Annotated in this window: 17 protein-coding genes; 14 read left to right on the forward strand and 3 right to left on the reverse strand. The window is 49.5% G+C overall.

Annotation, left to right across the window (positions count from 1 at the left end; genetic code table 11):
- Positions 1 to 216: 216 nt before the first annotated feature.
- The 3 genes from NLX73_RS18415 to NLX73_RS18425 all read left to right on the forward strand — a co-directional run bounded on the left by NLX73_RS18415 (position 217) and on the right by NLX73_RS18425 (position 3,249).
- Entirely contained in the window at positions 217 to 1,167 is a 951-nt protein-coding gene (locus NLX73_RS18415) for a bile acid:sodium symporter family protein (RefSeq protein WP_254326937.1), read from the forward strand.
- Between the two features lie 243 nt (positions 1,168 to 1,410).
- On the forward strand, positions 1,411 to 2,535 hold the full coding sequence (locus NLX73_RS18420) for an NADH-dependent flavin oxidoreductase (protein ID WP_254326938.1): 1,125 nt from the start codon (positions 1,411 to 1,413) through the stop codon (positions 2,533 to 2,535).
- A gap of 126 nt (positions 2,536 to 2,661) precedes the next feature.
- Complete coding sequence (locus NLX73_RS18425) at positions 2,662 to 3,249, forward strand: GNAT family N-acetyltransferase (RefSeq protein WP_061830002.1); 588 nt, start codon at positions 2,662 to 2,664, stop codon at positions 3,247 to 3,249.
- Here the strand turns inward: NLX73_RS18425 and NLX73_RS18430 are convergent.
- The gene (locus NLX73_RS18430) at positions 3,215 to 4,849 is read right to left on the reverse strand and encodes a response regulator transcription factor (protein WP_254326939.1); all 1,635 of its coding nucleotides are present in this window, start codon (positions 4,847 to 4,849) and stop codon (positions 3,215 to 3,217) included. The genes NLX73_RS18425 and NLX73_RS18430 overlap by 35 nt on opposite strands.
- Positions 4,850 to 4,856: 7 nt before the next feature.
- Positions 4,857 to 6,671, reverse strand: a complete 1,815-nt coding sequence (locus tag NLX73_RS18435) for a sensor histidine kinase (protein ID WP_254326940.1) — start codon at positions 6,669 to 6,671, stop codon at positions 4,857 to 4,859.
- A 206-nt stretch (positions 6,672 to 6,877) separates the two neighbouring features.
- Here NLX73_RS18435 and NLX73_RS18440 point away from each other — a divergent pair, with 206 nt between their 5' ends.
- From NLX73_RS18440 to NLX73_RS18450, 3 genes are all read left to right on the forward strand, one after another.
- A complete protein-coding gene (locus tag NLX73_RS18440; RefSeq protein ID WP_025721893.1) occupies positions 6,878 to 7,759 on the forward strand; it encodes a carbohydrate ABC transporter permease in 882 nt (293 codons plus the stop codon).
- Complete coding sequence (locus NLX73_RS18445) at positions 7,760 to 8,596, forward strand: carbohydrate ABC transporter permease (RefSeq protein WP_061829999.1); 837 nt, start codon at positions 7,760 to 7,762, stop codon at positions 8,594 to 8,596.
- 86 nt (positions 8,597 to 8,682) lie between these two features.
- On the forward strand, positions 8,683 to 9,978 hold the full coding sequence (locus NLX73_RS18450; protein WP_254326941.1) for an ABC transporter substrate-binding protein: 1,296 nt from the start codon (positions 8,683 to 8,685) through the stop codon (positions 9,976 to 9,978).
- 82 nt (positions 9,979 to 10,060) lie between these two features.
- On the opposite strand, the gene NLX73_RS18455 is transcribed toward NLX73_RS18450, so the two are convergent.
- Positions 10,061 to 10,600, reverse strand: a complete 540-nt coding sequence (locus tag NLX73_RS18455) for a dihydrofolate reductase family protein (RefSeq protein ID WP_254326942.1) — start codon at positions 10,598 to 10,600, stop codon at positions 10,061 to 10,063.
- 107 nt (positions 10,601 to 10,707) lie between these two features.
- Between NLX73_RS18455 and NLX73_RS18460 the strand changes: the two genes are divergently transcribed.
- From NLX73_RS18460 to NLX73_RS18495, 8 genes are all read left to right on the forward strand, one after another.
- Complete coding sequence (locus NLX73_RS18460; RefSeq protein ID WP_254326943.1) at positions 10,708 to 11,640, forward strand: helix-turn-helix transcriptional regulator; 933 nt, start codon at positions 10,708 to 10,710, stop codon at positions 11,638 to 11,640.
- Positions 11,641 to 11,822: 182 nt separating this feature from the next.
- Positions 11,823 to 14,948 (forward strand): DEAD/DEAH box helicase, encoded by a 3,126-nt coding sequence (locus NLX73_RS18465; RefSeq protein WP_254326944.1) that lies wholly within the window; start codon positions 11,823 to 11,825, stop codon positions 14,946 to 14,948.
- A 20-nt stretch (positions 14,949 to 14,968) separates the two neighbouring features.
- A complete protein-coding gene (locus NLX73_RS18470) occupies positions 14,969 to 15,694 on the forward strand; it encodes a phosphoribosylglycinamide synthetase (RefSeq protein ID WP_254326945.1) in 726 nt (241 codons plus the stop codon).
- Positions 15,695 to 15,845: 151 nt separating this feature from the next.
- Complete coding sequence (locus tag NLX73_RS18475) at positions 15,846 to 16,751, forward strand: M15 family metallopeptidase (protein ID WP_069290983.1); 906 nt, start codon at positions 15,846 to 15,848, stop codon at positions 16,749 to 16,751.
- A gap of 90 nt (positions 16,752 to 16,841) precedes the next feature.
- Positions 16,842 to 17,399, forward strand: a complete 558-nt coding sequence (locus NLX73_RS18480; protein ID WP_254326946.1) for a hypothetical protein — start codon at positions 16,842 to 16,844, stop codon at positions 17,397 to 17,399.
- Entirely contained in the window at positions 17,399 to 17,737 is a 339-nt protein-coding gene (locus tag NLX73_RS18485; RefSeq protein WP_023986799.1) for a hypothetical protein, read from the forward strand. Before NLX73_RS18480 ends, NLX73_RS18485 begins: the two co-directional genes overlap by 1 nt.
- A 1-nt stretch (position 17,738) precedes the next feature.
- On the forward strand, positions 17,739 to 19,172 hold the full coding sequence (locus NLX73_RS18490; protein WP_254326947.1) for a glutathionylspermidine synthase family protein: 1,434 nt from the start codon (positions 17,739 to 17,741) through the stop codon (positions 19,170 to 19,172).
- A 95-nt stretch (positions 19,173 to 19,267) separates the two neighbouring features.
- Positions 19,268 to 19,681 (forward strand): DUF350 domain-containing protein, encoded by a 414-nt coding sequence (locus NLX73_RS18495; RefSeq protein WP_254326948.1) that lies wholly within the window; start codon positions 19,268 to 19,270, stop codon positions 19,679 to 19,681.
- The last annotated feature ends 46 nt before the right edge of the window (positions 19,682 to 19,727 follow it).

Here is a 19,727-nt window from a genome sequence, read left to right on the forward strand (position 1 = left end):
TGATCCAAAATGACCGACTGGTCACAACTTCTATTATGAATATACCCACTTTGCTTTCGAATATGTCCTAACGGGAAAAAGTTTCTTGATCCCGGTATAATCATAAAAAGTTGTATGTATATGCAGTCATATGTAGTACAATGGTGAAAATTTTAAGCACTATATAAGCTGAAATTCCTCAGATTCAACTTATATAGAAGTAAGGAGATAAGTAGAATGAATGGCTTGGAGAAAGTAGGGAAATTTGTAGGAGGAACCTTTTCCATCTGGGTACTTTTATTTGCATGCTTGGGATTTTTCTTTCCTGCGGCGTTTACAGGGTTGAAAGGATACATACAGTTATTTCTGGGCATTGTCATGTTTGGGATGGGATTAACTTTATCTGCGGCTGACTTTCGTGAAGTATTCCGGCGCCCAGTGGATGTGGCTATTGGTGTGGTCGGGCATTATCTGATTATGCCGTTTCTGGCCTTTGGATTGGCATTAGTATTGCAGCTGCCACCGGATATTGCGGTAGGTGTCATTTTGGTAGGCTGTTGTCCGAGTGGAACTGCCTCCAACGTAATGACGCTCTTATCCAAAGGCGACGTGGCATTGGGCGTGTCGATTGCTTCGGTGTCGACGCTGATTGCTCCACTGGCTACTCCGGCGATGATTAACCTGCTTGCTGGACGTTGGATGAATATTGATGCGAAGTCGCTGATCATGGATATTCTCATCGTAGTTATTGTCCCCATTGTGTTGGGTGTTATCGTCAAATCGCTATTTCGCAAACAGGCAGAAGCCAGTGTCCAGGCGCTGCCGCTCATATCAACACTGGTGATTATGCTCATCGTGGCTATTGTGATTGCAGGCAGCAAAGGCAAGATTTTGGAGACAGGTCCGATTATTTTTGGTGTGGTTATTTTGCATAACGGTATCGGGTTCCTGCTTGGATATTGGTTTGCCAAGCTGTTCGGCATGGATCTTTCCAAGCGTAAAGCTGTTACGCTGGAAACGGGAATGCAGAATTCCGGACTGGGCGCTGCGCTGGCAGCAGCTCATTTTAATCCGATTGCTGCTGTACCGAGTGCGATTTTTAGCGTGTGGCATAATATTTCCGGCTCGTTGCTCGCGACCTGGTTTTCCCGCCGGGAGGAGAAGAACAGCACATCCGGGAACCATTAAGCTTTGTCAGTGGCTTGTGACAAGTGGCTGTGGTTCAGCTTTTTCGAACAGTTTAGGGAAGGTCAGAAAGGATAGATTTGACTTTGTAGTTGCGGATCTTTATACTGTGGTTATTACAACCACTGTATTTAAGTAAGCAACAGGAGTTTAAGTTCGTATGGAAGGAAAACTGCATCGTATTCGGCTTCATGCTCAACAGCCTTATATTATCTGATCTGATTTAAACTGAAGGAGAGAGAACGAATGAACCCAAAATATAAGTCTCTATTTGAAACTTTTACCCTGCCATCCGGTGTTACGTTGAAGAACCGTATTACCATGGCACCTATGACTAACTTTGCTTCCCACGAAAATGGTGAAGTCAGTGACCAGGAGCTGGCATACTACCGTGAACGTTCCGGTGGTGTAGGCGCGGTTATTACCGCTTGTGTGTATGTAACTCCAGATGGCAAAGGCTTTGTCAATGAGTTCGGTGCGGACAAGGATGAAATGATTCCGAGCCTGCGTCGTCTGGCGGATACGATTCATCAAGAAGGCGCAAAAGCAATCCTGCAAATTTATCATGGTGGCCGCCTGTGTCCACCAGATCAAATTCCAGATGGACAGCCGATCAGTGCAAGCGCAGTAGCCGAGGAAAAAGAAGGTGCGCCTGTGCCGCGTGAAATGACCTCTGATGATATCCACCGCGTCATCCGTGCCTATGGCGAAGCAACTCGCCGCGCGATTGAAGCAGGCTATGATGGTGTGGAGCTTCACGGAGCGAACGGTTACCTGGTGCAGCAGTTCTTCTCCCCGCACTCCAATCTTCGTACCGATGAATGGGGAGGAAGTCTTGAAAAACGATTGACCTTTCCACTGGCGGTTGTTCACGAAGTGAAGAAAGTGATTGCAGAACATGCAAAGCGGCCATTCATCTTTGGATACCGCTTGTCTCCTGAGGAAGGACACACATCAGGCATTACGCTGGAGGATACGATGGTGCTTGTAGACCGTCTGGCGGATCAAGGGCTGGATTACCTGCACATTTCCGTAAATCATTTCTTCGGTGGTTCGTTCCGTGACCGTAGTGACGAACGGTCACGTACCGTTCTCATCCATGAGAAGGTAGGTAACCGTGTGCCGATTATGGGAGTTGGGTCGCTGAATACACCGGACGAGGCGCTTGCAGCACTGGAGACAGGTGTACCGCTTGTATCGCTGGGACGTCCGCTTTTGATGGAGCCGCAATGGGTTCAGAAGGTGCAAAACGGCACAGAAGATACCATTCGCACGACATTATCCAAGCAAGCCCAGCAGGAGCTAGTCATTCCTGACTACTTGTGGGGTGCGTTGACGACCCTTCCAGGCTGGATGCCTGTTACGGACTAAATTTTGAACGATGGAGATACCCTAGGCTGCTCTCATGCACCTGGGGTATTTTCCTGTCTCGTGACCGTGAACAATAATAACCGTGAACAATAATATAGGAATAACTGAGAAAGAAGGAAAATGACAATGTTACATAAAGCTAATGGCGCGATTTTGATAAAGTCCACCCATCCGGGGCTACAGATTCGATTGTTACAAGTAAGTGATGCAGAACGTTTATTAGAGATCAGACGTGAAAATTTTGATTTTTTCAAACCGTTCGAGCCAGAACGACCTGAAATTTACTTTACGCTGGAAGAACAGGCGCGTCTGATTTCTAACGGTTTGGAAGCGGCACAAGCCGGACAGGGATATACGTTTGGACTTTTTTTGCCGGAAAATGATAAGCTGATCGGCAGAATGGAGCTGTCGGGTATCGCTAGAGGCCCCTTTCAAAACGCCAATCTGGGCTACTTTGTAGATCCTGCATACCACGGACAAGGCTATGCCACTTCCGCAGTGAAGGATATTGTACGCTACGCCTTAAATGAGTTGGAATTACACCGTATTCAAGCTGGAGTGATGCCAAGAAATACGCCTTCCAATCGAGTGATGGAAAAGGCAGGATTTCGCCGCGAAGGGCTGGCTCTCAACTATTTGAAGATTAATGGTGTGTGGGAAGATCACGTGTTGTATGCGGTCACGGCTGAGGATTTGCAGAATGGCGTTTTCTGAATTCGCCGGGCGTGACCCCCTCCAGTTTTTTGAACACCTTGCCAAAATATTTTTCATCCTGATACCCGACCATACCGGCAATATGATGAAGGCGCAGCTTGTCATTCAGCAGCAATAGCTTTGCCTTGCTCATCCTGATCTGACACAAATAGTCCGACAGATTAACCCCGTACTCCTGCTTGAATTTACGAGAAATATATTCGCGACTGAGATAAAAGCGACTCGCCATATCCTGTAGAGAAATGTCCTCGTCATAGTGTGCATCCAGATAGCGGGCAATATCACGGATGGTCGGGTTGTTTGGGCTATGGCTTGGTGTAAGTGCCTGACCGGCTGCCAGCAGTCGGTTTTCAACTTGTCTTTGCCATAAGGGCAGGGAAAGCATGCCACGGTTGTCGACCGGCAAGGCATGAATGGAGCCGGACTCATCTGCCAGTTCCTCGCCATCGGTATCTCCGGGTCTGTCATTCAGCCAGCGGGCCAGCATCCAGTCCAACTCCTGATTCCAACTGGCTAGCTGCTCTGCTGTCACCGAAGGCAGCTCGGCTACGGCTGCTATCCAGTGGCCTACCGCTATCGACACACGATTGGCATTACAGCTGAGTGCACTAAGCCGCAGTTCCTCTTCCATCTCAGGCAACTGGGGAAGACGAATGCTCTGCCGTGCCTGGGAACTCTGGTGCATCCAGTCGACGGTTTGCAACACATCCCGTTTCCACAACGCTTGCCGTGCCTCTTGGTAGGCAGTGGCTGCCGCTATGGGAAAAGCGCCAAAAGAGCCAAAAGAGCCAACCCCGATGTGCATGTAACACCGTAAAGCCGTTTTGATCCCTGTGTGAATATCCTGCAAGAGCAGCGGCCAACGAGCTGGCTCGCCCCAATATAGCAGAATAATTTCGTCCATACGCTCCAGATGACGGAATGCAATTCCGGTTTGAGAAGTTCCAAGGAATTCGTTGCAGATGTTAATCAGGGAAAAGCTCAAAAGCGCACGACGCGTTTTATATTTGTCCAGTATATCGGCATCCAGCTGCGTGGTACTCATCACAGCTGCATTACATATCTGAATAGCTGCAGGAAGACGTAACTCCTCACGTAAGGGCGTAATGGAAAGAGGGGTACTCGCTATACCGGAAACGATCTCAGTCAGGAGCTTATCAGCATAGTGCGGCCTCATCCGGTTGACCTCCATGGCCTGCATCGTCTGCCTGTTCCTGTCTTGCTCCGCTGTCCGCCAGGCTTGAGTGGCTTTATTTAGAGCCTCGTTAATCTCCACTGGATCTACGGGCTTAAGAATATAGTCCATGCCTCCCCGGCGGATGACCTGTCGAACCAAGTCAAAATCATCATAACCACTGACCACCACAACTCGGGTTGCTGGGGAATTCACTTGAATCCACTCCATCAGTGCTACTCCATCCTTGCCGGGCATCCGCATATCCGTAAGTACAACGGGTGGGGAAAGGGCGGTAATGACCTCAATCGCCTGATCGCCCGACTCAGCTTCAAGTACCTCGCTCACACCGCACGCTTCCCAATGTACGAGCATCCGAATGGCATGGCGTACATGCTTCTCATCATCCACAATCAGGACTTTCATTGACAGATCACTCTCCCTTAATATGAATTTCTGCAGGGGCTTCAGTGCGAATTTCGAGTGTATAACGGACACCATGAGGCAGGATGTTGTCTACGCACAGGGTGTTGGAACCATCCTCCGAGTGAAGCTGAATACGCAATAGAACATTACGAAGGCCAATGGAATCCTGCTCGCTAGTGTCCGGCTCTTCGTAGGCTTTCAGCGGACGTTTTAACATATGCTGGAGCTGCTCCAATTCGGCCTGTGGAATGGAAGTTCCGTTGTTTTCCACGGTTATTTTCACAATGCCTTCCCGGATTCGTCTGCCTGTAATGCGAACTTCACCGGGCCCCAGCCGGGGATCGGCACCGTGTTTAAAGTAGTTTTCTACCAACGGTTGGAGAATCATTTTAGGCACCCGATCATTCAGGACCTCATCTTCCCACTGGTAAGTGACCTCTAATTGCTCACCGAAGCGTTCCTTTTGTAAATCAAGATATTGTTTTACATGTTCGGCTTCTTCCTTGAGTGTAACGACCGTATGGTCCCGCATGTTATAGCGCAGCATTTTGGCAAGGGAAGAGAGCAGAGAATAAATCCGCGGTACCTCATGCTGTAGAGCCAGGGTTCCAATCGATTGTAGCGTATTATATAAAAAATGAGGATTAATCTGTGCTTGAAGCGCTTTCAACTGATGTGTCTTATTAGCCAGCTCCAGCTTGTATTCCCGCAAAATGAGGTTATTGATGGTATCCATCATCTGTCTGAAACGGCGCGACAGTACTCCGATCTCATCGTTACTCATGGCCCGAATGTCTACATCCAGTTGACCGGACTGAATCTGGTTTATGTAGCGAGTCAGTCGCTTAATAGGTTCCGTGATTTTTATCGAAATCCATAACGTGGCAACAATGACAAGTAGCAACGCTGCGCCTGTAATGACCGCATTAATCTGAGTCAGGCGGGTAGCCCGTAAATACAGCGTACGATGTGGAATTTTCTTGACGAGCGTCCAGCCTGACAGGTTGGCATCCAGCTTGCCGTACACGTGCAGTGCCGTATCATCCTCAATCACTCCGTGCTCGCCTTCTTTAGAAATTCGATTGAGCAGGTCAGATTCCTTCCAGTGTGTTCCAATCGCTGCTTCTTTTCCGCTATATATGATTGTTCCGTTCCGATCGATCAAAAACAGCTCCTCTGTATCCGCATCATACAATTGACGGCAAATACTGCGCAGCGGCTCCAGATCAACATCTATAGCCAGTACCCCAAGCGTCTCTGAGGCAGGAATGTTCCGAATCGCCCGATGAAGTGTAAATACCTGCCGCTTTGTGCTGTGCTCCGCATAGGAAACCGCCGAAAAGCCGTACATATGCTTCATGTGCGAAGGCTGTATGAATAGTCCGGAAGGGCCGTAATGAATAGAACCGGTAAAGGGCTCCAGTCGGAATTCCCGTAGCGGGACTGTACTGGTAATCAACGTGGATTGCCCAGCCTCAAAAGAATGCAAATACACTTGGTCAATGCCTGACGAAGCATTCATCATCGTTTGCAGTGTAGTGTAAATTTCAGCGACGGCCCGGTAATCATCCGGAATTTTGGCCAGATTACGCAGAAAATGGGGGTCATTATAGACTCCGATGGACGCGCGATTCAGCCCCTGTAAATAGTTATCCAAATTCGTAATTCCCTGAAAAATAAGCCGTTCATTTTCTTGTGTGGCCTGCTCACGTAAGGATTGCTTGGTGAGAACGAAGGTCATAGTCATCGACAGCAGCAGCGGCAGAGTGACCGCAATGAGCAAAAACCAGATCAGGCGGGAACGAATACTGTGAAATTTCATGCAGTGAGCTCCTTTCACAATTCAAGTTGAGCCAGAGGTCAATATTTTCCCCCCTAATGGTTCACGATCCTACGTGTTCTCGAGAGCGCTTATTCGACATAATGAACATGTGAATCGCATATCCGTACGGCCCAAGCATCATGCTGCTGAAAGAAAGCCGTAAGGGAGCGTTCCAGACACCAATAGACAACAAAGGGGGGATCGGTTTGAATCGCGCCAAGTCGTCGCAATGGCTCCAGCAATGTATTTTTGTAGGGCCGTCGACGTTATTTTTCGTTATCATTATTGTAATCCCTTTCATGCTCGGAATGTACTATTCTTTTACAGAGTGGAATGGGGTAGCCAATGAGGCAAAGTGGGTCGGGCTGGATAATTTTAGTCACATTTTATGGAATGATGACAAATTTGGGACAGCGTTCTGGTTTACGGTCCGTTTTACGGTAGTAGGAGTGGTGGCTGCTAATATTTTTGGCTTTCTGCTGGCGTATTTTCTAACCAAACCGCTGAAAACAAAAAATGTACTCAGGACCATCTTTTTTATGCCCAATGTGATCGGAGGTCTGTTGCTGGGCTTTATCTGGCAGTTTATTTTCGTCAAGGGATTTGCAGCAATCGGAGAGAGCACGAACTTGTCCTTCTTCAATCTGTCCTGGTTGGGAGATGAGATCACGGCCTTCTGGGGCATTGTAATCGTGTTTATCTGGCAAACTGCCGGGTATTTGATGGTTATTTATATCTCTTCCCTGACCAATGTGCCCCGCGATATGCTGGAAGCAGCTGAAATTGACGGAGCAAGCCGGATGCAAATTTTGCGGTCGATTATACTTCCTTTGATCATGCCTGCCGTTACAGTATGTCTTTTCCTGGCGATATCATGGTCATTCAAAATGTTCGATCTCAATTTGTCACTGACCAAGGGCGGTCCTTTCGGGTCCACAGAGTCGGTTGCACTCAATATTTACAATGAAGCGTTTGTGAATAATCGTTATGGGCTGGGAACAGCTAAAGCACTCATTTTCTTTATCATTGTTGCTCTGGTTACGAGCCTTCAGGTACGACTGACGAAAAGTCGGGAGGTGGAAGCGTAAATGGAAACAAGCAAGCGCTACCGCTTTGGAACATGGGCGACCGAGATGGTGATGATCCTCGTCGCATTGTTATTCCTCGTCCCGTTTTACTTTTTATTCGTGAATTCGGTCAAAAGCTTTGGTGACCTGCTCACCGATTCTGCGGCCTGGCCACAAACCTTTGTATGGAGCAACTACGCTAGAGCGTGGAGCATCACGCGTTTTCCCGAAGCTTTATGGAATTCACTTATAGTTACGGTAGTTAGTAATCTACTGCTCGTACTGATCAGCTCAATGGCTGCTTACCGAATGGTCCGGCGTCCGACGCGTTATAATCGAGTGTTGTTCAGCCTGTTCGTAGCTGCCATGGTTATTCCCTTTCAATCGGTGATGATTCCTTTGGTCAAGGTTGTAAGTACACTGGATTTAATGAACAGTATAAGTGGTCTGGTAATCTGTTATCTGGGATTCGGAGCCCCTATGTCGATCTTTCTCTTTCATGGATTCGTCAAAGGTGTGCCAGTCGAGGTGGAAGAAGCAGCTACGGTGGACGGCTGTACGCCTTACGGAGTGTTTTTCCGAATTGTGTATCCGTTGATGCTACCGATGATGGTAACTGTTATTATTTTAAATACGCTCTGGATTTGGAATGATTATCTCCTGCCTTCTCTGGTACTGCAAAAGGCTGAACTGCGCACGATTCCGATTGCGACCTATGCCTTTTTTGGACAATACACGAAGCAGTGGGATTTGGCTTTGCCTGCTCTGGTGCTGGGCATCTTGCCAGTCATCGTATTCTTTCTGGCCATGCAAAAATATATTATACAAGGTATTATGGCTGGTTCGGTCAAAGGTTGAGTGTGGCGATGAGCAGAAAATGTACACGGTGTGCCACTCCGCAAACGGAGGACACTTTGAAATTTAGAATAGAAAGGAACATAAAAATGAAAACGCATACTTTTAAAAAGAAAGCTCAAGCACTGATCTTGCTTCTCGCGGCCTTTGCCCTGGTTTTGGCAGGTTGTAACAGCAGTGGCGGACAAAACGCAGGCAAAGAGGAAGTGAAGGAAAAAACAATTCACATTTTTCAGTTTAAGGTAGAGATTGCAGAAGCACTAAATCGCATGAAAGCGGAATACGAAGCGTCTCATCCAGGGATCAAGCTCGATATTCAGACCGTGGGCGGGGGCAGTGACTATGGAGCGGCGTTAAAGGCGAAGTTCGCCTCCGGGGAGCAGCCGGATATTTTTAACGTAGGAGGTTACCGCGAGCTGGATACGTGGCTGGAATATTTGGAGGACCTGTCTGACCAGCCTTGGGTTGGCGATGTGGTCGATGTCGCCAAAGAACCGATGACCAAAGACGGCAAACTGTATGGCCAGCCGATGAATCTGGAGGGGTACGGCTTTATTTATAACAAGGATTTGTTCAAGAAGGCGGGGATTACGGAGACCCCTAAAACATTGTCCGAACTGGAGGGCGCTGCGCAAAAGCTCCAAGCCGCAGGGATAACTCCATTTTCTAATGGATATCAGGAGTTTTGGGTGCTGGGCAATCATTTGCTGAACGTGGCATTTGCCAATCAGCCGGACCCTTCGGCCTTCGTCAAAGGACTAAATGATGGAACAGCAAAGATTCCGGGCAACGCTGTATTCGCCGAGTGGATTAAGCTGTTCGATCTGACAATGAAGTATGGCAATTCGAAGCCGCTCACGACCGATTACAACACGCAGGTAACGAACTTCGCCACTGGAAAGGCTGCCATGATGCAGCAAGGGAACTGGACTCAGGTCCAAATTGACGGTATTAATCCGAAGCTGAATTTGGGTATTTTGCCTATGCCGATTGGTGAAGACGCAACAGCCGGAGATAAGCTGTTTGTAGGTGTCGCTAACAACTGGGTAGTTAATAAAAATTCGACTGTCAAACCCGAGGCGAAGGAGTTCTTAAACTGGATGGTGACATCCGAGCAGGGTAAAAAGTATATCACCAAGGAATTCAAGTTTATTCCAGCGTTCAAGAGCATCGAAGGGGCAGAGGCTGATATGGGCCAACTGGGTGCGGAAGTGGTGAAATACAGTAAGGAAAACAAACTGTTGGGCTGGTTCTTTAGCCGCTATCCTGAAGGAGCACAGCAAGAATTCGGAAGTCAGATGCAAGCTTATGTGGCAGGTAAATCGGATGCCGGGAAGCTATTCGAGGATTTCCAGAGAACATGGGATAATTTGAAGACCAAATAATGAACAAAAGCACGCGATAAAGCCTTCATATTTCAGGGAGATTGCATGATCCTGAAGTATGAAGGCTTTTCTGTAAACAAAATTATAAATGGTAATAGAGCAGAGCGATATCCCCGCGGCGTTCTATTTCTTTGAGCTTAAATGTACTTGGTAGCGTTCCTTCTGGAAATAACGGTATTCCTTGTCCAAGCACTTTGGGAATGATCGCAATGATAGCCTTCTCCAGCAGTCCAGCTTGTAAGAAGGCCTGAACTAACTGGCCTCCACCGACTAGCCATACCGCACCTTCCGATTGTTCTTGTAGACGTGGAACCAGTTCAGTCAGAGCTTCGTCCGTAAATGTAACATGTGGCGCTTGCTGTTGTTTCGTTAATGCTCGTGTGAGCACATAGCATGGCTTGCCAGCATAAGGGAAATCATCTGAGAGCTTCAACACTTCCTCATACGTCAGCCTGCCCATCAGCACTGTACCTACGGTGTCGTAAAAGTCGGCATATCCATTGTCCCCGCCATCCCCTTTAACATCATACAGCCAGTCCACCGAACCGTCCGGCAAAGCTATATACCCATCGAGACTCATGGCAATATACAGCACAACTGCGTTTGATTTCAAATCTTCCATAGTTCATTCACTCCTTTCTATTTCCTAATGTTACAATGTATTTATGACATAGTATGTCGTAGTTAAAACGGTCATTTAAAATTAATTTTTGATTCGAGGGGTACCTTATGAATGAACGCAGAATTGCTCTTATGAGGATACTGGATTCCCGAAAAAAATATACGGCGCGTGAGCTGGCTGAACGTTTTGGTGTCTCCGTCAGGACGATACAAAGAGATCTCGACTATTTGCAGCAGACCGGGTTACCCCTTTATACCGAAATGGGTCCTCATGGCGGGTATCGGGCACTCCCCAATCGGCTTCTTCCTCCCCTTCATCTTGCTCGCGACGAGGCTCTGGGTCTTTTCCTCATGCTGCAACTGTTGGAGAACATTCCAGATATCCCTTTTGGCTCGGTTCGTGGACATTTATCCGAGCACTATTATGCCGAGCTTCCACAGGATGTGCAGGACAGTATTGATCAATTAAAGGAGTACATTTCTTTTCGTATGCTACCCACTCACGCAGAGTCACCCTACACCTCAATCATTTTGGAGGCTGCGTTGAATAAGCGCCGGGTGAACATGCATTACCGCTCCGCTTCCGGTGAAAAGTGGACTGAAGTATATCCGATTGGACTGTATTTTGATCACGGATATTGGTACATGCCAGCGCATAGCAGAGACCGCATCATTCTGTACCGTTCAGATCGGGTGATTACAATAACGATGCTGGACGAAACCTTGGACAGCCTTCCCACACTTCAGGAATGGTTGGCTTCGGAGGATTCCCGTATAGGAATTCCGTCCAAAATAAAATTTACCGCATTGGGTGCCAGGCTGGCTGGATCAGATGCCCTCTTCCAAAATGTTTCCCATCAAGAAGGACAGGATCAGGAATGGCAGGGATATATTCCGGTCGAAGAGTTTAGATATGTGTCCCGACTTTTGCTAAAATACGGGCCAGAGGCCGAGGTCATATATCCGAAAGAGCTGCGGATGAGGGTCAAGGAATTGCTGCAAGACAGCCTGCATCCTTATCTGAAGGAGGATGACGAATAGGAGAGAGTATCCATAGCCATTTCCATGGCTTTTCGGACTCCCCCTTTTTATAGTTAACCACATGAATATTTAAGGTTATTAACTTATGACTTTCCATTTATTTTTGTGATAAAGTTTTGAAAAGAGCCCGTTTTCGTATATGATGAAGAGTAATAATTCAAAAGGCTGGACGGGAGACAGATATGAATCAACCGCTTTATGGAATATGGCTCGGAGATGTGTTTTTTTGCTTTTCTGGTGAGACGTCGGAACCACGTATCGATGCGTGGAGCAGTGTAATCCGCAGGCTGACGCTAAAGGGAGACCTTCGGCCGTTTCGGCAGGCTGCGTTGCGTCTTGCTGAGGTACGGATACCGAACACTGCTCGTGTGGAAACCGCGGGCAGAGGTGGCAAAAGACGTTCCATGCTGGGGCGTACATTGGAGGGTTTGGCGCTGGAACCGCGCGAGACGATGGCACTGCTGACCCGCATGGACGAGAAGGGCTGTGCGGCATCGGGCATTACGCTGGGCGAGGAAATGCAATATTGGCAAAAAGCCGCTTATTTTGCGCTAGAGCTGATGCAACGGGGCGAAATTGCGCCATCGCTTACAGAGGCGCGTCCATCGGGACCGCGTCGTCGTGGTCCGGAAGCGGCTGTCGGGGTGTGGATTCCTCGACTGTGTCAAGAGGAGGACATACGCCGCTTTCATGAGCTGGCTGCTGCGATGCCAGCTGTTTGTATGGCGGCTCCGGCCGTTTTTGCGGGTAAGGAGCCTGAAACACGCGAGGATGCAGCCGGAATCGTGCTGTACTCCTTCTTGTGTGCGGTCATCCATGCGGAAACGACCGCGGTGCTGGCAGCATCAGACCGTGAGCTGGGTCGATATCGCGCAGAGTATCGGCGCGGAGGATCGCCGCTGGCAGAGCTGTGGTGGAACAGTCTGCTGACAGGTTCCCGCCCGGTGGCGATTCAGGGAACGCCAGCGGAGATGGAGGAGCTGGTGCTTCAAGCGTCCTCTGTTGAGGGAAGCGCAATGCCTGTCACGGAACGGGAAGACAAGGAGCCGATAGAAGGGCAACTGCGGTTGTGCCTTCGTTTGGAGCCTTCCCTGGAAGAGAGTGTCAAGGATTGGCGCATTACCTTTTGGGCAGAAAGCGATGCTGAGCCGGGGTTGCGACTGCCTGTTCTGGCACTGTGGGCTCATCCTGAGCGTGATCTGGTTCGAGGCGGAATTGTATATCGTCAAGTGCAGGTGCAACTGCTAATGAGGCTCGGACAGGCGGCTGAAGCAGCACCTATATTGCAAGAAGCGTTGAATCGTCCTTATCCCGAGGGGCTGACACTGGAGCCAGAGTTGTTCTTCCGCTTCCTGACGGAAGCCGTTCCTGCATTACAAAAGAACGGTATCACCGTGCAAATGCCTTCACGCTGGAGCCGGGAGGGCCGAAGACGTGCAGGCTTGCGGCTCAAAATGCGTTCGACAGAGCAGGGTGCCAAGCCAGATGGTGTGATTGCCGATACATCGTCTGTCGGCATTAACCGCATGATCTCGTTTGATGCCGAGGCTGTGCTGGGTGATACGACTTTGACGATGGAGGAACTGGAAAGCATCGTCGCGGCCAATTTGCCGTATGTACGTCTCGGAGGGGAATGGATCGAGGTCGATCCCAAGGAAATCCGTCAGGTGCTGCGCTTTATCAAGCGCGGGGAAAACGGTGAGATGAGCTTGTCCGAATGGATGCATCTGGCTGCAGAAAATGAAAGTGCAGGCGAGGCCTCATGGAAAGGCTTGTCCATCTTTGGCGCGGAATCCGCCGGATTGCTTGCGTCTTTGGCTGAGGGCGGCGTACTCCGTTCGGTAGAGCCGCGGCCTGTGCCGGAGACACTGCACGGCGCATTACGGCCCTATCAAGAGCGCGGCTTTCAATGGCTGGCTGCGATGCGTGGATTGGGCTTTGGCGTCTGCCTTGCGGACGACATGGGGCTTGGTAAAACGATTCAGGTCATCACCTGCCTGCTCGACGGTGGCATCGGCGCAGATGATCAACGTCCGGCGTTGATCATCTGTCCGACGTCCTTGCTCGGCAACTGGCAGCGCGAGTTGAAGCGTTTTTCACCGGATTTGTCGCTGTATATTCACCATGGCAACCAGCGACTCCACGGCGAGCTGTTTCAGGAAAGTGTACGTGAGTATGATATCGTCCTCACTACCTATCATTTAGCGGGCCGGGACGGCAGCGATTTATCTGCGGTATACTGGTCCTCCATCGTGTTGGATGAGGCGCAATATATAAAAAATGCACGAACAAAGCAAGCACAAAGCGTCATGAAGCTGTCTGCTCCACACCGGATTGCCATGACAGGTACTCCGGTAGAAAATCGGCTGAGCGAGCTGTGGTCTATTTTTCAATTCCTGAATCCAGGTTACCTCGGTACGGCGTCTTCGTTCCGCCAGCGTTACAGTTTGGCGGGAGAAGAGCGGGGGTCCGCGTTGCGCGAGCTTCATCGGCTCGTCTCCCCGTTCATGCTGCGTCGACTCAAAAGCGACCCAGATATACGCAAGGATTTGCCAGAGAAGCTGGAGTTGAAATCCTACTGTGTACTGACACCAGAGCAGGCCGGATTGTATCGGGGCGTGGTGGATCAATTATTGGGAACACTGGATGGGCAGATCGGTATGGCTCGCAAAGGACTTGTTCTGTCTTCACTGACCAAGTTGAAGCAGATTTGTGACCATCCGGGTCTGATCATTCCGGGTCGGGCTGATAGTGGTAAAACGGAAAACTCGGGCAAAATGGAGCGACTGCTGGAATTGGTAGAGACGATTCGCGAGAACGGCGAATCGGCGCTGATATTCACCCAATATGTGTCGATGGGAGAATTGCTGGTCTCTCGTTTGGCCAAAATCTTCGGGGAAGAGCCGTATTTTCTGCATGGAGGACTAGCGAAAACCAGACGAGATGAAATTGTTCACAACTTCCAGCAGGGAGCAGGCCCGAATATATTCGTACTTTCCCTGCGTGCAGGTGGTGTGGGTCTGAACCTGACACGTGCCAGCCATGTCATTCACTATGACCGCTGGTGGAATCCAGCAGTGGAAAATCAGGCGACGGACCGTGTATTCCGTATTGGTCAAAGCCGCAATGTACAAGTGCACAAGCTGATTTGCCAAGGTACACTGGAGGAGCGGATCGACGAGCTGATCGAGAGCAAAAAGGCACTTTCCGAGCAGGTTGTCGGCTCCGGTGAACATTGGCTCACCGAAATGTCTGATGATGAATTGCGCGGTCTGATTGCGTTGCAAAATGATGTATGGATTGAGTGAGCAGAGAAAGGATGAAGGCGATGACGAGGCCGCGAGTGAAGCTAAAAGTAACTGACGGTCAATGGATAGCGGAATTAGACGGACATGGATTGGAAGGCGAATCAACGGGGGTACCTTCCACACATGCTGTCCAATGGACTGGCCCAGCGCCTGTACTGAACCCCGAACAGCGAAAAGCATGGCTGGAGCAGCTAAAAGCAGATCCTTTGGACATCTACCGTTTTTTGCAAGGGAAAAACTGTCTATCGCTGGATGAGATCGTTCAGCTAGCAGCTGAGACAGCCACTTCTAGCACGGAGGATGGCGTGGGTGTAGTCGACGAGGTGAAGAAAGCTCTTCAAACCGGTCTGGAAAGCGAGCCGCAGACCTGTCTAGAACTGATTGGAATGACACGGGAAGAGCTATTGGAGTACGTATTCAGTGCTTGGGCCGGGGAGTTATCCCATGTGCAGGGGACATCCCCTGCGCTTGAGTCTACCTCGCGGCCAGAGGGCGGACGCAGCGGATCGGCAGCGATTAGCGAATGGATTGCGGAGTCTGCCGCAGAAGGAGCATTGCATCGTCCCGGTGCGGGCTTTCATGCAATTGAGATTCGTCTGCCGCAGAAGCTTGCTCCTAAGAAGGAAGCGGATATTACAGCTTTGCTGCCGGGTTTACCCCGTGCGGAAGAGGCATTGAAACTCATACGTGAACGGGTAGCCGAGCGGGCCCGAGCTGCAATCCCGCAAAAACGTCATACTCCGTAACAATTCGGGTATATACTTCCTTTTTCGAGTCTATTCGCCTTCATCGAACGGGATAATGGCTTCGAAGAGTGCCAAAAGTTCAGTTACAATGGGGAAACGAAAAAGTCACAGCAAGTCATGCATCAAATGCAATATTGGAGGAGATACCAGCATGAAACGACATATACAACAGACGCGAGCATCTAAGAGATGGACCAAAGCGCTCATTCCGGGGCTGATCCTGCCAGGGCTATTACTGGCAGCCTGCCAGCAGGGAGGATCAGGTGGACAGGAAAGCGAGCCGTTGAAGTCATCTACAGCGGTACAGGAGAATGTACAGCCTTCCGCCCAGCCGGATGCGGGCAATGGCAGCACTAGCGCTGGACAAGCCTCTGCGGGTACAGGAAGTGGACAGGCCGACCCTGTGATGGCGTTGCGAAGCCAGAGTGCGCTGCAAGCCACGGTTAAGGAAGAGGATGGAACTGCGATTGTCACCAATGCGACTTCTGATACAGTCGTTGTGAACAAAAAGCGTAGCTTGCCTGTAGGCTATGTCCCCGATGACCTGGTGGAGCCGCAGGTGCCTTTTTCCTTCGAGGGACCGCATGAAAAGCGGCATTTGCGTAAGGAAGCGGCAGAGGCACTGGAAAAGCTGTTCGACGGTGCGGAAAAAGACGGTATTGAGCTGCGTGCGGTATCGGGATACCGTTCCTATAAGCGTCAGGTATCTATTTTCAACAACAATGTAAAGACAAAGGGGCAGGAATATGCCTCTAAAGTTAGCGCTGTACCAGGTACGAGTGAGCATCAGACAGGTTTGTCCATTGATGTATCCAGTCCAAGCGTGGGTAATGTGCTGGAGCAGTCCTTCGGAGCTTCCAAGGAAGGCGAATGGCTGGAAAAACATGCACCGGAATACGGATTTATTATTCGTTATATGAAGGGTAAGGAAGATGTGACCGGCTATGTGTACGAGCCTTGGCATATCCGTTATGTGGGAATAGACATTGCGGAGGATGTAGCCAAGCAGGGGATGACGCTGGAGGAATATTTCGACGAGAACAATATCAAGCTGTAGCAGTGAAAACCAAGCCGTAATCCTAGGGATTGCGGCTTTTTGTCGTATTTTTCTTCCAAATTGAACCTTTTCAAGGTAGAATCTCGTATAGTGAACGACGACATAAGCGCTTTGATTTGTTGCAAACCTCATGACAGAAGCGTACAGGAAGGGAAGGGAATCATCATTTATTATTCATTAACGTATCGCGAATGGTCGGAAGACACTCAAACGGAACTGCGCAGCCTGACACGGGAATCCGTATCGGGAGATGAGCTGTTTCTACGCAAGCTTGTAGACGCTACGCGTCTCCATGACAAACTATGGTCGCATATATCGAATGAAAGTGAGGAACATACGGATCATTCCGTCTATGTGACTGAATTTACAGGGGAACGTGCAAAGCCTTACGGTGCGTCCATCACAGACCTCGTGCTTGCCAGTGAGGGAGGTTACACTTCCACATACAGTGCAATGTACTGGATATGGCATGAACCTGCATTCCGTAGTATGGATCAGCGGGAAGGTTCGGTATTTACTTTGGAGTTGGCCCAACGGCTATTAGATCACTATACAGTACTGGGTGGCAAAACATATGAATTTATATATTCGGTACTGGACCCTCAGCTGAAAAAGGTACATCTGTTTGTGAAGGAGGTCGATCTGTGATGGAGCATTCTTGGGAAAAGATGAAATCTAAGCCCGGCTCTCGTACACGGATGGCGGCTTTTGCCCTGATGTTGGCTGTCCCAGCTGCTCTGACGGGGTGCGGTGACGACGAGTATTATGACTGCGATGAGCTTCCTGTATCGGAACAAACGGCGTGTCGGGATTCAGGCAGCAGCGGGTATTACTATGGCGGATCGACTTATTATAGTGGAGGCTCCTCATACCATAGCAGTCGTTCATCTTCCAGCTCATACCGCAAAAGCTCATCCTCATCTTCCAGCTCACACAGCGGTTTTGGCAGCAGCGGCTCACGCAGCGGCTTTTTCTCTGGGGGTTAAGATGAGCATGCGTACGATTCGGCAATTGCCTTATGAACATGATGAGCTTTTTAAGGGTGAAATCAGCCGTATCATCCCGTATCACCGCATGTATGGCAAATCCTATTGCGTGCCGGCCTTAACGGTATATCGGGAAAGCGAGCTGGCAGAGCTTCAGGTTGCTTCTGAGGCGGTACATCGTATTTATCGCAAGGTTCAGCAATTCGTTCAGCGCTATATGCCGGATGAATACCTGGTGGAACGGTTGGGGATTCATCCGGGCTTGCTGCGTGCTGCACGTATGGAGGCCGAGCCGGATGGGATAACCCGCCAGGACTGGATTGTGGGGGAAGCGGGTATCAAGTGCATTGAGAATAACACCGATACCCCAACCGGGATTCCCGAGGTGGCTTATCTCGAAGGAAAGCTGCTGGAGATGCTGAGTAGGGATGGAATGTCGGAGGATGACAATGCACTACATGGACCCTCATCTGGAATGGACGAGGCGATTCAGTCTGCCTTGACGGAGCTCATTCATTTTTATAGTCGCAAGGGATTAGGGACAAAGGTGTATTTTGCTTGCTATGACTGGCACATCGAGGATCAGACCAACACCAAATATATTATGCATTTATGTGAACAAGCCGGATTCGAAGTCGTTTATGCTCCTTTGGAAGAACTGGAGATTATCCCGAATGAAGGATTGTATCACCGGGGAGAGCAGATCCACATTCTCTATCGCCTGTATCCGCTGGAATATCTAATTGATGACCGGGAAGAGAATACGGGGCTTGAGGTGGGGCAGGCGCTAATGGATATCGTGGCAGACGGGAAAATAGGATTAATCAACCCGCCACAGCATATCATTACCCAAAGCAAAGGGTTCACCGCAACCGTGTGGTCACTGTATGAGCGCAATGAGCAGACACCAGAGTTCTGTGGCTTTCGTTTGTTTGACGATCGCGAGCTGGAGGTGATACGAACCTACCTGCTGCCTACGTATTTTGAGCCCTCGGTGTTTATGCAAAATAAAGAGCCTTATGTGGCCAAAGGTATATGGGGACGGGAGGGTAAAGGGACGCACTTGATTGAACATCCTCAATCCGAGGAGATGCTGAAAGGCGCCTTGGGAGAGGTTGAACCTGCGGAGATTGACAACCCTGATCTGCTTCACCAAGCTGACGCTCCACGAACGCCTGAGCAGGAGGAAGCCGCACATATTGCCGCTTATTACGAGGGACAGCCTAAGATTTATCAGCGGCTGTGGCCGATGCAGAGTGCAGAGGTACAGACCGACGAAGGATTATTTCATGGCTATGTGTTAACAGGTATATTCGTGATCGGGGGGCGTTTTGCGGGTGTCCTGCCGCGAATCGGTGAAAAGGTAACAGGTGATATGGCCTACTATTGCGCCGCCGCCGTTGCTACCGCACCTCCTAATCCGCACGTTATATAAGCTGAATTAAAAAATGTACAATATTCGAACATATCTGTTCATTTCATAAGTGAGGATTTTGCAAAAATCCTGAAGTATCATAAGGAGGAAGAAAATTGGACTCTTATATCAGTTTGGGCAACGCATTGGGCAATGTAGGTATCGGCCTGCTTATCCTGTTTGCCATCTTAATCGTAGGTTATTTTGTGTTCAGCTTGCTGACACGTTATAACGATAATCAAGAAATCGCACGCGGCAATGAGGCGGCAGGCATCTATATGGGTGCAAAGCTGCTAGGTCTGTGTATCATCGTGGGGATGGTGTCATACAGCAGTCATTCATGGCTAGATATGCTGACCTGGTCGGCTGTGGGCATTGTAGTGCTGTGTTTGGTCTATGTGATTTTTGATTTGGTGACGCCACGTACCAAGGTGTGCGAGGAAATTGCCAAAGGCAATGTGGCTCTGGCACAGCTGCTGCGCTCGATCATCGTCGGGGTGTCTTTTGTGGTAGGTACATTTTTGATGTAGTCGACATAGAGAAGGAATACCAAGGATCTGCAATACCGGATAACGG

Source organism: Paenibacillus sp. CH40 (assembly GCF_024213605.1).
In the GTDB taxonomy this organism is placed as follows: Bacteria; Bacillota; Bacilli; order Paenibacillales; family Paenibacillaceae; genus Paenibacillus; species Paenibacillus polymyxa_B.